The 16238-nt window shown below is 28.8% G+C and carries 12 protein-coding genes; 4 read left to right on the top strand and 8 right to left on the bottom strand.

The genetic code is table 11. The features are described from left to right. Nucleotides 1–82 precede the first annotated feature (82 nt). On the bottom strand, nt 83–730 hold the full coding sequence (locus KQ44_RS02925) for a hypothetical protein (RefSeq protein WP_096736170.1): 648 nt from the start codon (nt 728–730) through the stop codon (nt 83–85). Between the two features lie 235 nt (nt 731–965). On the opposite strand from KQ44_RS02925, the gene KQ44_RS02930 reads away from it, so the two are divergent. From KQ44_RS02930 to serB, 3 genes are all read left to right on the top strand, one after another. Then, the gene (locus tag KQ44_RS02930; RefSeq protein ID WP_096737776.1) at nt 966–2111 is read left to right on the top strand and encodes an alanine--glyoxylate aminotransferase family protein; all 1146 of its coding nucleotides are present in this window, start codon (nt 966–968) and stop codon (nt 2109–2111) included. A gap of 622 nt (nt 2112–2733) precedes the next feature. Further along, nucleotides 2734–4338 (top strand): phosphoglycerate dehydrogenase, encoded by a 1605-nt coding sequence (gene serA, locus KQ44_RS02935; protein WP_096736171.1) that lies wholly within the window; start codon nt 2734–2736, stop codon nt 4336–4338. A gap of 19 nt (nt 4339–4357) precedes the next feature. Next, nucleotides 4358–4978: a phosphoserine phosphatase SerB gene (gene serB / locus KQ44_RS02940; RefSeq protein WP_096736172.1), complete on the top strand. Its 621-nt coding sequence runs from the start codon at nt 4358–4360 to the stop codon at nt 4976–4978. Nucleotides 4979–5183: 205 nt separating this feature from the next. Here serB and KQ44_RS02945 read toward each other — a convergent pair whose 3' ends face one another. From KQ44_RS02945 to KQ44_RS02975, 7 genes are all read right to left on the bottom strand, one after another. Further along, complete coding sequence (locus tag KQ44_RS02945) at nt 5184–6527, bottom strand: citrate/2-methylcitrate synthase (RefSeq protein ID WP_096736173.1); 1344 nt, start codon at nt 6525–6527, stop codon at nt 5184–5186. 83 nt (nt 6528–6610) lie between these two features. Then, the gene (gene icd / locus KQ44_RS02950) at nt 6611–7870 is read right to left on the bottom strand and encodes an NADP-dependent isocitrate dehydrogenase (protein WP_096736174.1); all 1260 of its coding nucleotides are present in this window, start codon (nt 7868–7870) and stop codon (nt 6611–6613) included. 91 nt (nt 7871–7961) lie between these two features. Next, complete coding sequence (locus KQ44_RS02955; RefSeq protein WP_096736175.1) at nt 7962–8816, bottom strand: Rpn family recombination-promoting nuclease/putative transposase; 855 nt, start codon at nt 8814–8816, stop codon at nt 7962–7964. A 113-nt stretch (nt 8817–8929) separates the two neighbouring features. After that, on the bottom strand, nt 8930–10015 hold the full coding sequence (locus tag KQ44_RS02960) for an ankyrin repeat domain-containing protein (RefSeq protein ID WP_096736176.1): 1086 nt from the start codon (nt 10013–10015) through the stop codon (nt 8930–8932). A gap of 227 nt (nt 10016–10242) precedes the next feature. Further along, nucleotides 10243–11331 carry an ankyrin repeat domain-containing protein gene (locus KQ44_RS02965; RefSeq protein WP_096736177.1) on the bottom strand — a complete coding sequence of 363 codons (1089 nt, stop codon included), beginning with the start codon at nt 11329–11331 and terminating at the stop codon, nt 10243–10245. Nucleotides 11332–11609: 278 nt separating this feature from the next. After that, nucleotides 11610–12761, bottom strand: a complete 1152-nt coding sequence (locus tag KQ44_RS02970; RefSeq protein ID WP_096736178.1) for an ankyrin repeat domain-containing protein — start codon at nt 12759–12761, stop codon at nt 11610–11612. A 136-nt stretch (nt 12762–12897) separates the two neighbouring features. Then, nucleotides 12898–15153, bottom strand: coding sequence for an aconitate hydratase (locus KQ44_RS02975; RefSeq protein WP_096736179.1), 2256 nt, complete (start codon nt 15151–15153; stop codon nt 12898–12900). 174 nt (nt 15154–15327) lie between these two features. Here KQ44_RS02975 and KQ44_RS02980 point away from each other — a divergent pair, with 174 nt between their 5' ends. Continuing rightward, nucleotides 15328–15825 carry a hypothetical protein gene (locus KQ44_RS02980; RefSeq protein ID WP_096736180.1) on the top strand — a complete coding sequence of 166 codons (498 nt, stop codon included), beginning with the start codon at nt 15328–15330 and terminating at the stop codon, nt 15823–15825. The last annotated feature ends 413 nt before the right edge of the window (nt 15826–16238 follow it).

Genomic DNA, 16238 nt, shown 5'->3' on the forward strand with positions numbered 1-16238 from the left:
GATTATTAAGAAATGAAAAAGCATATAAAAAAGGTATTAACTTTAAAATAAGCTAATACCTTTTTATTTTTTAATTAACAATTTATTTTACAGGATTTAAATATCCTAAATTATCACCTTTTTTAGTAGTATCCAAATCATTTTCTGTCATATGAGGATATTTAGACCAATCAGCCAAATCTTCTTCATTACCATATGTTGCTTCAAATTCTCCTACTTTCAAAAGATATTCTCTTTTCCAATTCTCATATTTTGTACCCTTGAGTAAGTAAACATTATCATTTGGTTCTTCTATAGTTAAAATAGAATATATAGTTGTTGTTGTTCCTGAAGGATTATTAAAACTTACTATATCACTTGGATCTGCTTTCTCAGAATATAGTCCTTTATTGTTTCCTAAATATTTTACAAATGTCCACCTTATTTCTGTTTCCTGATTAACATATATATTACTATCTTTATCAAATTCATATTTTATATTTGCATTTTGAATTCTTCTATTTGCGAGTTTATTTTTCCAGTCATTATCAGTTTTAATAGTATTATCTGTATTATCATCTTCTACAGTAGTATTTCCGCCTTGTTCTGTACTGCTGTTATTTCCTTCCTCATTGCTTTCTTGCCCTGTATTATTATTTGATGAATTATTATAGCTTGAGCCTGTTTTACTAGCGTTATTACATGATATGCTAAATATTAATATAAGCATAAAAATTAATATTTTTTTCATTTATTTATCCTTTATCATATATTATATTGATAGCTTAAATATAAAAAATGTCTGATAAAAAACAATTATTTTTTGTATTAGTTTTGTAAATAATATAAAATTTATATAAAAAATAATTTTTATAAAAATATTACTAGATATAGTATTGTAAAAAAAAATATATATACTATAATGTTATAAATATTCTTTATACCATAATAATGTATTTTTAACTTTAAGGAGAAGTTTCACTATGATGAAGGATAAAACTTTTTTGATGATACCAGGTCCTACACCAGTACCTGAATCAGCATTAGTAGAAATGGGAAAACACCCTATGGCACACAGAAGCAAAGAATTTTCAAACATACTTAAAGAAGTTTATGAAGATTTAAAATATGTGTTCCAAACAAAGAACGATGTATTTTTATTTACAGCAAGCGGAACAGGTGCAATGTGTGCTGCTTTGGAAAATCTTATCAATGAAGGTGATAAAGTATTATGTTTATCCATTGGTAATTTTGGAAACAGATGGGCTAAGATTGCTTCAAGCAGGGGAGCCATTGTAAACAAAATAGAAGTTGAGGCTGGTCAAGTTATAAAACCAGAAATGCTTGAAGAGGTATTAAATAAAGATAAAGATATCAAAATAGTAACTCTTACTCATAGCGAAACTTCAACAGGTGCTGCTAATGATGTTAAGACATTATGTTCTATAATAAAGAAACATGGTGCTTTATCTGTTGTTGACGGCATAACTAGTTTATGTGCTATGGAGTTTAAAACTGATGAATGGAATATTGATGTAGCTATATCTGGTTCTCAAAAGGGATTTATGATAGCCCCAGGTCTTTCTTTTTTAACAGCTAGCGAAGATGCTTTCAAAATGTATGAAAAATGTAAATATCCTAGCTTTTATTTTAATTGGGCGGAGCATAAAAAGTCTTTAGCTAAGGATACTACTCCTTTTACACCTGCTGTTAATTTAATATCTTCTCTTCATACAGCTTTGAAAATGATAAAAGAAGAGGGTATCGAAAATGTTAATAAAAGACATAAAAAGTTTTCTCTTGCTTTAAGAGCTGCTGTTAAAACTATAGGATTAAAACTACTTGTTGAAGATGACAGTAATGCAAGCTATGCTATAACTTCAATACTTCCTCCTGAAGGTATAAGCGTTCCAGATATAAGAAAAACTTTGAAAGAAGACTATGATATTATAGTAGCAAACGGACAAGGTGCTTTGGAAAATAAAATATTTAGAATAGGTACTTTGGGATATGTATGTGAACGTGATTTGATAATGGCAGTTGGTGCTTTGGAGGCTAGTTTGGTTAAACTTGGTTATAAGTTTGAATTAGGAAGCGGAGTTAAAAAATTAATAGAAGAATTAAATAAATAAAAATATTTTGGATTGTTTTATATATTCTAATATAATGTTTTCATTATATTAGAATATTTTATTTTTTTAGTAAGAATAAAAAAGCTAGTAAGTCTATAATTTATAATCGATAGATTTATATGCTTTTTGAGTATAACAATAACAGTGAGAAAAAGTCGCCTCAATAATTTATCGAGGAGCTTATAGTCTTTTTCAAGCATAACAACAAAGCGAACCGATTAGGCACCTTTACAGGTTGGCGAGCATAACAACAACAAAGTGAGCCAAAGCCATCTGACAAACTTATTTGGCAGATAATTATAGGCGAAGGCGAGCATAACAACAACAAAGTGAGCCAAAGCCATCTGACAAACTTATTTGGCAGATAATTATAGGCGAAGGCGAGCATAACAACAACAAAGTGAGCCGAAGCCATCTGACAAACTTGTTTGGCAGATAATTATAGGCGAAGGCGAGCATAACAACAACAAAGTGAGCCGAAGCCATCTGACAAACTTGTTTGGCAGATAATTATAGGCGAAGGCGAGCATAACAACAACAAAGTGAGCCGAAGCCATCTGACAAACTTGTTTGGCAGATAATTATAGGCGAAGGCGAGCATAACAACAATAGGAGATGATATATGAAGGTTTTAATAACTGATAAAGTAAATGAATGTGTAAAGGATATAATAGCTGATGTTTCTGAGGCTGTATTTCTTCCTACAATGAGTGAAGATGAACTTGTAAGCATTATAGGTGAGTATGATGCTTTGATGGTAAGAAGTCAGACTAAAGTAACAAAAAGAATTATAGAAGCTGGAAAAAATTTAAAGATTATAGGACGTGCTGGAGTAGGAGTAGATAATATCGATGTAGAAGCTGCCACAGAGAAGGGGATAATAGTAGTAAACTCTCCAGATGGAAATACAATAGCCGCCTCAGAACATACTATAGCTTTAATGCTTGCAGTATCAAGAAATATAGTACCAGCAGCTGTATCAACTAAAGAAGCTAAATGGGAAAGAGACAAGTTTACAGGTAATGAGCTTTTCGGTAAAACTTTAGGTGTTATGGGTTTTGGAAGAATAGGAAGAAAAGTTGTTCATATTGCTTTGGCTATCGGAATGAAAGTATTAGTTTATGATCCTTTTGCTACTGAAGAGATTGTACAAAAGTCTGGAGCTATTTATGAGACTTCTTTAGATGACTTTTTACCAAAACTTGATTATTTATCACTTCATATACCTAAAACTCCAGAAACTAATAATATAATAAATAAAGACAATATTAGTAAAATGAAAAATACTGCTATAATTATTAACTGTTCAAGAGGCGGACTTGTTAATGAAGAAGATTTAAAAAATGCATTGGAAAATGGAATTATAGCAGCAGCAGCCGTAGACGTTTTTGTAAATGAACCTAAAATAGAAACTTGTCCTTTGACACAGTACAAAAATAATAATTTAATACTTACTCCTCATCTTGGAGCAAGTACAAAAGAGGCTCAAATAAATGTAGCTTTGGACGTTGCCAAACAAATAAAACAAGTACTTTCTGGAGGATATACAGAATCAGCAGTTAATATACCTTCTCTTAATCCAGAGAAATTAGAACCTGTTAAAGACTACATGAAAATAGCAGAGAATGCAGGGGAAATGATAATGCAGCTTGCTAATGGTAAAATAAAATCATTAGAAATAACTGCTCAGGGAGATTTAATTGATTTGGATATTCAGCCTCTTGAAGTAGCTATACTAAAAGGTGCATTATCTTATATGTTCCAAGATGTTAACTATGTTAATGCTCCTTATCTTGCTAAACAAAGAGGAATTGAAGTAAAAACTGTTAAATCAGAAGCTCCTTCTACATTTACTGGAATACTCAAAGTAAAATTAATTACGGATAAAGATATAACAAGTGTATCAGTATCATTAATAGCAAAAAACATTGCTAGAATAGTTAAATTAAATGATTATGATGTTATAATTAAGCCTCAGCCTCATATATTAGTAGTTCCTCATATAAACCAGCCTGCCATGATAGCGAAAGTTGCAACTGTGCTTTCAGCTGATGGTATTAATATTGGTTCAATGAGTGTATCAGAAAATATCAAAGGAAGCAATATGTCTATAATGGCTATAAACGTTGATAGAAGTATAGGAAATGATGTTATAACAAAAATTTCTAATATAGAAGGCGTTCATGAGCCTAAATATGTGAGACTTGCAGCAGAGTATACTTTATAAAATATAAGGATAAATAAAAATGAAATTAGCAGTTTTTGATTTTGATTCTACTTTAATGGACGGAGAAACTTTAGATATTATTGCAAGAGAAACAAATTTTACAGATAAGATTTCTGATATTACAGCAAAAGGAATGAGAGGCGAGATTGATTTCTTTGAAAGCCTTCAGATTAGAGTATCTTTGCTTAAAGGGATAAAATTAGAAACTGTTAATGAAATTTGCAGTTCTCTTCCTATGATGAACGGGGCTAAAGAAACTATTGATGAACTTCATAAAAAAGGATATAAATGTGTATGCTTTTCTGGAGGTTTTAAAAATGCTACTGTTTTATTTGCTCAAAAACTTAATTTAGATGCTGAGTTTGCAAATATATTTCATATAAAAGACAATGTACTTACAGGAAAAGTAGGCGGAGAGATGATGTTTTCTGACAGCAAAGGAAATATGCTTTTAACTCTTCAAAAACTTCTTAATGTCTCTTATGATGATACTTTAGTAGTTGGTGATGGGGCTAATGATTTGAGTATGTTTAAATATGCTAAAAGTAGGGCAGCTTTCTGTGCTAAAGAAGTTCTCAAAAAAGAGGCTAACATCATAATAGATAAAAAAGATTTAAGGCTTATATTAGATAATGTTTAATTAAAAATTAATTATTTATATAAAAAGTTTATTAATAAAGAGGCTTAAATATTTTAGGTCTCTTTTTTATTATTTAAATCAAGATAAATAGTTTATAATAAATCAGATTAATAATTCTTGTTTGATAATAAAAAAGGAGCTCTATATAAAATAAAACTCCTTTTAATTTCTTATTATAAATTTTTTGTTAGATATATTTTAGTAATTATCTTTTATCCATAGTAATAAATTCTTGAGGCTCTATAACATTTTTATATGCAGGTCTTATTATTCTTCTATCATCAAAATTAAGTTCTTCTATTCTATGGGCACACCAGCCTACTATTCTTGACATAGCAAATAATGGAGTGTAAATCTCTTTAGGTATTCCTAGCATATCGTATATGAAACCAGAATAAAGGTCTACATTGGCACAAACTCTTTTTTTATCACCTTTTACTTTTATAAAACATTCAACAGCTCTTTCTTCTATTAATTCTAAAAATTGAAGTTCGCATTCTTTTTTCTTTTCTTTGGCAAGCTGACGTGCCAAATCTTTTAATATAACGGCTCTAGGGTCTGATAAAGTATAAACAGCATGTCCCATACCGTATATAAGACCGCTTTTATCATATGCCTCTTTATTTAGCATTTTGGTAAGATAATCATCTATTTCATTTATATCTTCCCAATTGTCTATTGCATCTTTCAAATGAATAAACATGTCCATAACTTTGGCATTAGCTCCGCCATGCAAATCTCCTTTAAGAGAGCCTATTCCAGCTGATATGCTTGAATATGTATCAGTTCTTGACGAGCTTGTAACGCGTACTGTGAATGTAGAATTGTTACCGCCGCCATGATCTGCATGAAGTATTAATAATAAATCAAGCATTCTAGCTTCTAAAGGTGTGAACTCTTGTTTAAGCATATATAAAAAGTTTTCAGCTATAGAATATTTAGGTTTAGGAAGTGTAATATTTAAGTATTTTTGGTCAACACTATATTTGTACATATTGTAGGCATATGCAATAACTGCTGGAAATCTTGCTATTAATTGTATGGACTGAAGCATTAAATTATCTAATGATAAATCTTCAGGATTAGGATCATGAATATACATTTCAAGAACACTTCTTGATAAAATATTCATAATATTCTGCCCTTCCAAATCTATTATATTCATAATAGTTTTTTTATCCAAATACATATTTTCTGCTATGAGTTCTCTAAAAGATTGAAGTCTTTCCTCATCTGGAAGTTTTCCAGAAAGAAGAAGATAACAAACTTCTTCATAACCGAAACGTTTGTTTTTTAAAATGTCTTCAGCTATATCATTTATACTGTATCCTCTATAATATAGTTTTCCATCTATAGGATATACATTTCCATTTTCATCTTTATCATATCCTACAACATCGCCTACATTTGTAAGCCCTACAAGCACACCAGTACCGTCTTCATTTCTAAGCCCCTTTTTTACATTATATTTTTGAAAAAGTTCGCTATCAATTTTTATACGTTTGCTTGAATGGTCGTATAGTTTGTATAGTAGGTATTCTTTTTTCATAATAAACTCCTTTTGTTATTAATTTTTAGTTTATAAAATATAATGTTTATTTTTAAATAAAATTATTTTAATATAAAAATAAATTATAATAGAGAAAGTATTTTTTCTCCAAACTCTTTAGTACCAAGTGATACTCCATTATCCATAAAACTAGCTAAATCTTCAGTAGCATATCCGTTCTCAAAAGATTTTTCTAATGCATTTATTATTAACTCTGAAGCTTTATTCATATTAAGATACTCTAATGCCATAACAGAAGAAAGTATCAATGAACAAGGATTGGCTTTATTTTTTCCTGCTATATCAGGTGCAGTGCCATGAGTTGCTTCAAAAATAGCATGACCTGTTTTATAATTAATATTTCCGCCCGGTGCTATACCAATTCCTCCAACCATTGCTGCTAATTGGTCTGAAATATAATCGCCGTTTAAATTTAATGTAGCTATTACAGAAAAATCTTCAGGTTTTAATAATGTGTTTTGTAGAAAAGCATCAGTAATATTATCTTTTATTATAATTTTTCCGTTTTCTTTAGCTTCTTTTAATTTTGCTTTTGCTTTATCTTCTCCAAACTCTTTTTTTATCTCAGCATATTCTTCCATAGTGAAAGTTTCATTAGAAAATTCTTTTCTTGCAAGTTCGTATCCGTATTTTTTGAATCCGCCTTCAGTAAACTTCATTATATTTCCTTTATGTACTAAAGTTACAGAATGAAGTTTGTTTTCAATGGCGTATTCTATGGCAGAGCGTATAAGTCTTTTAGAACCTTCTTCTGATACAGGTTTTACTCCGAAAGATGAAGTTTCTGGAAATCTTACCTTTGTTACTCCCATTTCATTTTTTAGGAAGTTATAAAATTTCTTAGCTTCTTCTGTGCCTGTTTTCCATTCTATACCAGCATATATATCTTCTGTATTTTCTCTAAATACTACCATATTAACTTTATTAGGCTCTTTTATAGGGGAAGAAGTACCTTTAAACCATCTTACAGGTCTTAAGCATACATATAAATCTAAAGTCTGTCTAAGTGTTACATTTAAAGAACGCATACCTTCTCCAACAGGAGTAGTTAAAGGTCCTTTTATACCTATAAGATATTCATTAAAAATATTTATAGTGTCATCAGGAAGTGGAGTTCCCAATTCTTTTTGTGACTTATCTCCTGCAAGTACTTCTTTCCATTCAATAGATTTTTCACCATTATATGCTTTTTTTACAGCTTCATTTACTATCATTTGCGAAACAGGTGTGATTTCTGCTCCTACTCCGTCTCCTTCTATAAAAGGTATTGTTACTTGATTTGGTACTATTAATTTACCGTTTTTCATTTCTAATTTGCTCATATAAAAATCCTATTACTTTTAATTGCTTTGTTGTTATCAATAAACCAGTTTTATTAGTTGATAACAAGTGATTATTTTATTAATAAAAATTTCACAATTTTTCTATTTCTTCTACACTTAATCCTGTATATTTAGAAATAGTATTAAAATCTATTTTATCATTTTTCATATTTCTTGCTGTTGTTATTTGGTTTTCTTTAATACCTTCTTTAATACCTTCTTCTTTTCCTAATCTTCGTTCTTCTTCAAGCATTATTTGATTTCCATATAGATATGCCTGTCTTTTATCATATTCATTCATCATTAGCCTATCTTTGATGAAGTTGTTATATCTTTTTTGTACTTCTTCCATTATAGGTTTTTCTTTAACTAATTCAGACATAATTGCCTCCTTATTATCTTTCATAGTAAAAAATTTAAGCCAGCAATTCAAATCAGGCTTGAGTAAATTATATTTAAACTTTTTTAATTCTATTATATGTATCTGCAAATGATCTGTAAGAAGTCTTTTATTATTGGTATCATAAATCATATAGCAGGAATGTATATTATCAGAGTCATCTAAATTGAAATCAAGTAAATTAATACTTATTACTGGGGTAAGAGCATCATATTTTTCACCATGTTTTAATAATTTACTGTAATTAGAAGCCCAATAATATAGTATGCGTTCTGGAAATCTTGAATTGCCTTGTAATTGTATTTCTATAATAACAACAGTTCCATTTTGAGTAATGCATTTAACATCAACTATACTTTCCTTGTCTTCAAAATTTTCTTTATAATTAAATGGGGTTAAAATCTCAACACTTCTAAAAGTTTTCATACCAGAATCAAGCATTATTGAATTAATAAAATCTAGTAATATAAGGTTACTGTCTTTAGATGAGAATAGATATCTCACAAAATAATCATTTAATACATTAATATTTTTTGTTTCGCTCATAATTTTATTATATTATAATTTATTATTTTTCTAAAGCCTTTTATTGTTGTTATGCTCGCCTACGCCTATAATCAGCAAATAAATAAATTTATTTGCTGGCTTCGGCTCGATTTTTATTTATTTTCTAACTCTAATATATCATCATAGCCTTTTTCTCTAGCTATATCGAATACAGTCTTTTTCTCTTTGTTTACAACCGTAGTGTCTGCACCATTCTCTATTAAAAGTTTAACAAGCTCGGTTTTTCCATTGGCTATAGCCTGAAGCAGTAAAGGATAACCATCTTCTGAAGGTGTAGGAGTATTTACATCGGCACCTTGCTCTATTAAATACTCTGCCATTAAAGTATCACTATTATAAAGAGTTCCAGCCAATAATGAAATATTTACATTTGGATAGTATTCTTCAAGTTCATATTTCATAGTAGGGTCAATGCCTTTTGAAACTAAATATTTTACTATATCCAAACAGCCTGACTGAACAGCATAATTAATTAAAGGATATCCATAATTATCAACATAATTTATATCAGCTCCATATTCAGCAAGCATTTTAAATTTATCTAAATCACATCTTGATTCTCCAACATATCCAATTGCTTCAAATAATATAGGAGTAATTTCTTCATAGCCATACCCAACATCTACTTCAGCACCTGCATCTAATAATTCTTTCATTATTTTTAAACTATTTTCATTTGTAGACATTACTGCTGAAAATAAAGCATCAAACTTTCCTTCTCCTCTAAAATTAACATTTGCCCCTCTTTTTATAAACTCTTTTACAAGTTCTAAATCTCCCTTTGCAGAAGCTATTTTTAATGGACTATCATTATCAACATAAGTCTGATCAACATTAGCACCGTAAGAAAGTAATTCTGTAACCATTTTTTTATCACCGTATTGTAATGCCATTATTAAACTTCTTTCTTCATGTTTCTCTTCCCAGCTTTTTAGAGACTCTGCATCTTTTACATTTTTAAGCTCATTAAAAGCCTCCAAATCCCATTCTGGCACTTCAGTATCAGTATTAATTTCTCCAGTATTATTATATTCAACATATTCATCATTATTAGATATTTCTGTATTATTGGTATTAACGGCATTAGTATTTGTGGTTACTTCTGTATTATCAGTTTTTTTAGAATTACAGCTTATTATACTGATTAATATTAAAGCCATTATAATTATTTTTTTCATAAAACACTCCTTAATCATTATTTTTTATTATAATATCACAACTAAATATAAAAGTAAATAAAATACTAATTTCAATATAGCTGACAACTAAAGTTATCAGCTGCTCGATTTTTTATTTATTGCTGCTATGCTCGAAAAAGCCTATGAGACCCTCGATAATGACTTATCGAGTCGGCTTTTTCTCACTTTATTATTTATTGCTATATAATTCAGTAGGCTCGCTTATATTATTTTTCTAAAGCTGCAATCTCATCATAGCCTTGTTCTTTAGCTAAATCAAAAATTGTTTTTCCGTCTTTATCAACAACAGAAGTATCTGCACCTTTCTCTATCAAAAGTTTAAGAAGTTCAATATTTTCAGCTCTAAGAGCAACAAATATTAAAGGTAAATCAGAAACACTATCAGTTTTAGTATTAATATCAGCACCTTGTTCTATTAAATATTCTGCTATTTCTGTATTTTTATTCCCTACTGCAGCATTAAGTAATGAATAACTTTTACCTGAATATGAATAACCATTGGTATATGTCATAGCAGGGTCAACACCTTGAGAAACTAAATATTTTACTATATCAATGCATTCTTGAGAAATAGCATAAGCAATTACAGGGCCATACTCAAAATTTGAATAATTTATATCTGCTCCATGTTCAGTAAGAAGTTTAACCTTTTCTAAATCGCATCTTTTTATAGCAGGATATAATATATTATCTTCATTTTCTTCTTTAGTACCATAAATAATATCAGTGTCTGCTCCTGCATTTAATAATTCCTTTACTACTTCAAAATGATAATTTTTTTCAGAGTCTACTGCAGAATATAAAGCGTCTATATTTGCTTGATATTCTTCTCTAAAATTAACATCAGCACCTTGCTTGATAAGTTCTTTTACAAGTTTCAAATATCCCTTTTCTGAAGCTAATTTTAAAGGAGTCCTATTATCATTATCATCTTTCATATTTACATCAGCACCATAAGATATTAATTCGATAGCCTTTTCTTCTGTAGGAAATTTATCAATAGCAAATACTAAAGAAGATTTACTCGGATTTTTTGACTGCCATTCATCAAAAGATTTTTTATCTTTTATAGAATCAATTTCATTAAATAATTTTTCTTCATCTTCTAACATTGTAGTTTTATATGTACTCCACATATCATTAGAAGCATATCCCTGATAGATTTCATTATTATTATTTAATTTATTTTCATTATTTACTTCTGAATTATTTGTTTTTTCACTTTTACCAGAACCGCAGCTTATTATATTTATTATACTGATTAATATTAAAGCTGTTATAATTACTTTTTTCATTTAATTCCCCCTTAATCATTATTTTTTATTATAATATCACAACTAAATATAAAAGTAAAGAAAATACTAATTACCACTATATCGTATATAACAAATCAATTAAAAATGTGTTGTTAATAAAAAAAAGCTGACAACCGCTAAATTTTTATTTATATTATTTTTCTAAGGCTAATATATCATCATAGCCTTTTTTCTTATCTATATATTAAAAAATCTCGCTTATAAAGAGCTAATAACTTCTTTCATCAGTTATCAGCTACTCGATTTTTTAATTTTTATTATTTTTCTAAAGCTAATATATCATCATAACCTTTTTCTTTAGCTATATCAAATACCGTCTTTTTCTCTTTGTTTACAACTGTAGTGTCTGCTCCTTTCTCTATCAAAAGTTTTACGAGTGATGTATTTCCATTTTCAATAGCAGCAAATATTAAATTTACAGCTTCTTTGCTATTATCTTTATAATTTGAAGTCATACCATTTTCCATATAATTATCAATAATAGCTTTAGTATTTACATCAGCACCTTGTTCTATTAAATATTCTGCTATTTTTGTATCATTATTATTAACTGTAGCAACTAATAAAGAAAATGGTATATTTCTATAGTCTGTATATTTCATTGTAGGATCAATGCCTTTTTCAACTAAATATTTCACTATATCAAAACGTTCGCGTCTAATAGCATCAACAATTAAAGGCTCTTCTCTATCATTAACTTTGTTTATATTAGCACCATTTTCTACAAGTGTTTTAAATATTTCAAAATTATTATAATATAAACTTCTATCTAATATAGTAAAACTGCCTTCTTCAGGATCTGAATAAACAATATTAGGATTTGCTCCAGAATTTAGTAGAACTTTAACTAATTCTAAACTATTATTAGCATTAACAGCATAAAATAAAGAATCTGCAGATGTATTATCTTTTGCATTAACATCAGCATTATGCTTTATAAGTTCTATAGCTAATTTTACATATCCGTTAAGTGAGGCATTCATTAAAGGAGTAAGCCCCCTAAAATCTTTTTGATTGACATCAGCACCATAAGATATTAATTCAATAGCTTTTTCTTCTGTAGGATAATAATCAATAGCAAATGTTATAGGTGTTTCATCTGCATATTTAGACTGCCATTCATCTAAAGAGGCTTTATCTTTTATAAAATTAAAATCTTCAATAGCTTGTGCATATTCTTCAACTGATGAAGCACTATAATAAATATTAGTGGCATATCCTTCATACTCTTTTGTATTACTTTCTAGTGTATTGGCATTATTTACAAAAGTTAATTTAGTATTTGTTTCTACATTATTATTTGTATTAACGGCATTAGTATTTGCAGTTACTTCTATATTATCAGTTTTTTTAGAATTACAGCTTATTATACTGATTAATATTAAAGCCGTTATAATTATTTTTTTCATAAAATGATCCCCAATTTTTATATTACTAATTATAGTAAAATATTTTTGCTTTGTCAATTTTATAATCTATAAATAACTTACTATGTTTTATAAACTGACATTTAAGATATGCCGTATATTTAATTAACTTTATAACTTAATTTTTCATTAAAGTGTTCAAAGCCCCGCCGTTTTTAAACCATTCAATCTGTGCTTCATTGTATGTATGCATAACATCAAATGTATCTTCGCTTCCGTCTTCATGAATAAGTTTAACAGTTAAGTTTTGTTTAGGCTTAAAATTATCAAGTCCTAATATAGTTATTTTGTCTTTTTCCTGTATTTTATTATAATCATCTTTATCTTTAAAAGTTATGGCAAGCATACCTTGTTTTTTTAAGTTTGTTTCATGTATCCTAGCAAAACTTTTAGCAAGTACAGCCTTAACATTCAAAAATCTAGGCTCCATTGCTGCATGTTCTCTGCTTGAGCCTTCTCCGTAATTTTCTTCTGCTACTACTACAGATGATATATTTTTTTGTTTGTATTCTTTCGCTGTTTTTGAAACTTCTTCATAATTATTATTTAATTGATTAAATACAGAGTTTGTTTTATCATTAAAGAAATTAACAGCTCCCATTAACATATTATCTGATATATTTTCTAAATGTCCTCTAAATTTAAGCCAAGGTCCAGCCATTGATATATGATCTGTAGTGCATTTACCTTTAACTTTTATTAAGAGAGGCATATTATTAAAATCATTAATATTGAATTTATCAAAAGGCTTTAATAATTGTAAGCGTTTAGAATCTTTGTCTATTACAATTTCAATTTTAGGGTCTGGATTATTCTGTCTTTTTTTATTTTCTGTGTTTAATCCGTTTTTAGGTAAAGCTATTCCTATAGGGGCATCGAGTTTAACTTCTTTTCCTTCTTCATTTGTAAGAGTATCTTTAAGTGGATTAAATCTCAAATCTCCTGCTATACTCAAAGCCATTACAGTTTCTGGAGAAGCAACGAATGCATGAGTATTAGGATTGCCGTCAGCACGTTTAGCAAAGTTTCTATTAAAAGATGTTACTATAGAGTTTGCTCTTGTATTGTCTTTCTCTTGTCTGTTCCATTGTCCTATGCAAGGTCCGCATGCATTGGTCATTATAACAGCACCAATTTTTTTGAAGTCATCTATTATTCCGTCTCTTAATGCTGCATTATAAGACGCTTCAGAACCGGGATTAATAATTATTTTTGATTTTACTTTTAATTTTTTATCTATAACTTGACGTGCTATTGAAGCAGCTTTACTTAAATCATGATAGGAAGAATTTGTACAAGAACCTATTAAACCAACTTCCATAGCAGTAGGGTATTTATTTTCTTCCACTTTTTTTGCAAACTCACTTATAGTGCATGCAGCATCTGGAGTAAATGGTCCGTTTAAGTATGGTTCTAATTCGGATAAATTAATTTCTATTATTTTATCATAATATTTTTCTGGATTATCATACACTTCTTTATCAGCTTTTAAGTTGTCAATATTTTCTTCTGCAAGTTTTGCAACTTCTTCGCGTCCTGTAGCAATCAAATATTCTTTTATATTATTATCATAAGGAAATATTGAAGTAGTAGCTCCCACTTCAGCACCCATATTGCATATAGAGGCCTTTCCAGCAGCGGATAGGGTAGAAGCACCTTCACCGAAATATTCTATAATAGAATTAGTGCCTCCTTTTACTGTCAAAATTCCTGCCAATTTTAATATAACATCTTTAGCACTAGCCCAGCCATTTAGAGAACCTGTTAATCTTACCCCTATTATATTAGGTATTTTTAATTCCCATTCCATTCCAGTCATAACATCAACAGCATCAGCTCCTCCCACACCTATAGCAAGCATTCCAAGTCCTCCAGCATTAGGAGTATGAGAGTCTGTACCTATCATCATACCTGCAGGAAAAGCGTAATTTTCTAATACTATTTGATGTATTATACCAGAACCTGCTTCCCAAAAACCAAGTCCGTATTTTTTTGCAACGCTTTCTAAAAAATTATAAACTTCTTTATTTATATTAAGTGCATTTTTCAAATCTTCTTCAGCACCTTTACAGGCTTCTATTAAGTGATCGCAGTGTATTGTAGCAGGTACGGCAGAAGATGTTTTTCCAGCATTCATAAACTGAAGTAATGCCATCTGGGCTGTAGCGTCCTGCATTGCCACTCTGTCTGGTCTGAAATCAGCATAGTCTTCTGCTCTTTTAAAATCTTTTATACTTTTTTCATCATATAGGTGAGCGTATAATATTTTTTCTGATAATGTTAATGCTCTGTTTAATTTTTGTTTTACATTATTAACTTTGTTAGAATAGTTTGAATAAAAATTTCTTATCATTTCAATATCGTAAATTTCCATGATTAATACCTTTTATAATAATATTGCTATAAAGTATTACTATATAACAATATTCGTTTTTTATCAATAGCATTATAATTTTTTTATTTTTTTAGGAACTTTTTATTATTCTTATCGTCTAATAAAACAAATAGAAACAATCAAATAATAAATTGAAAAGTAGGAGATTAATCAATGAAAACAAAAATATTATTAACAACACTTATTATAGCTTTAATTTCATCTATGGCTTTTGCTCAAGTACCTCCTCCAGATCCTGCTGCTGGTGATAGGAGAAGATATGAACCAGCTCCAAGAGAAAGAAGAGAAGCAGCACCAAGACCTAGAGCAGGAGGACCTAAAGGCGATATATATAGAATGTGCAGAAATGCTGGTATATATTTGTCAGATGAACAGCTTAATCAAATTAGCTCTATTAATTATGAATATGAAATAAAAATTAATGATTTAGAGTATCAAAAAAGAAATATTGATTATAAATTCAAATTAGAAAGAGAAAAAATAGATATAGATTTGAATTTGGTAAAAGATTTAATAAGTCAAAAGAAAGACTTAGAAAAAGAGATAGACTATCTTAGAGTAGAAAAAGATGTTACTATGCTTGATGTTCTAACAGATGAACAATTACAGCAATTAAACACATATAGAATGAGATACTACTATTATAGATAATATAATTCCATAAAATATAATATACGAGGTTAAAAAAGAGGCGGTTAATACTGCCTCTTATTTTTTAATTTACATAATATTTATTTCAAAGAGTCTATTAATAAGGAATTATACTGTTTAATTTATAGTGTTTTTAGTTTTTATAAGAGTATAAAAGAGCCTCTTTTTGTAATTTTGATAACCTAACTTATTTTGCCTAGCTTCATAAACACCTACTATACAATATATATTAAATACGTCTAACAGCACTTATATATGAAAAGTATGTATTTAATAATTTATTTTACATATAAAATATAATTAGTATGATTTTATAATAATTTTCATACTTTTATTTTTTTATAACCATGTATGAGTTTATATAAAAATATGGGTTTACTGTATGGTTTAGAATTGTGGAGAAAAAGAATAAA

It is taken from the genome of Brachyspira sp. G79 (assembly GCF_002379365.1).
Classification (GTDB): domain Bacteria; phylum Spirochaetota; class Brachyspiria; order Brachyspirales; family Brachyspiraceae; genus Brachyspira.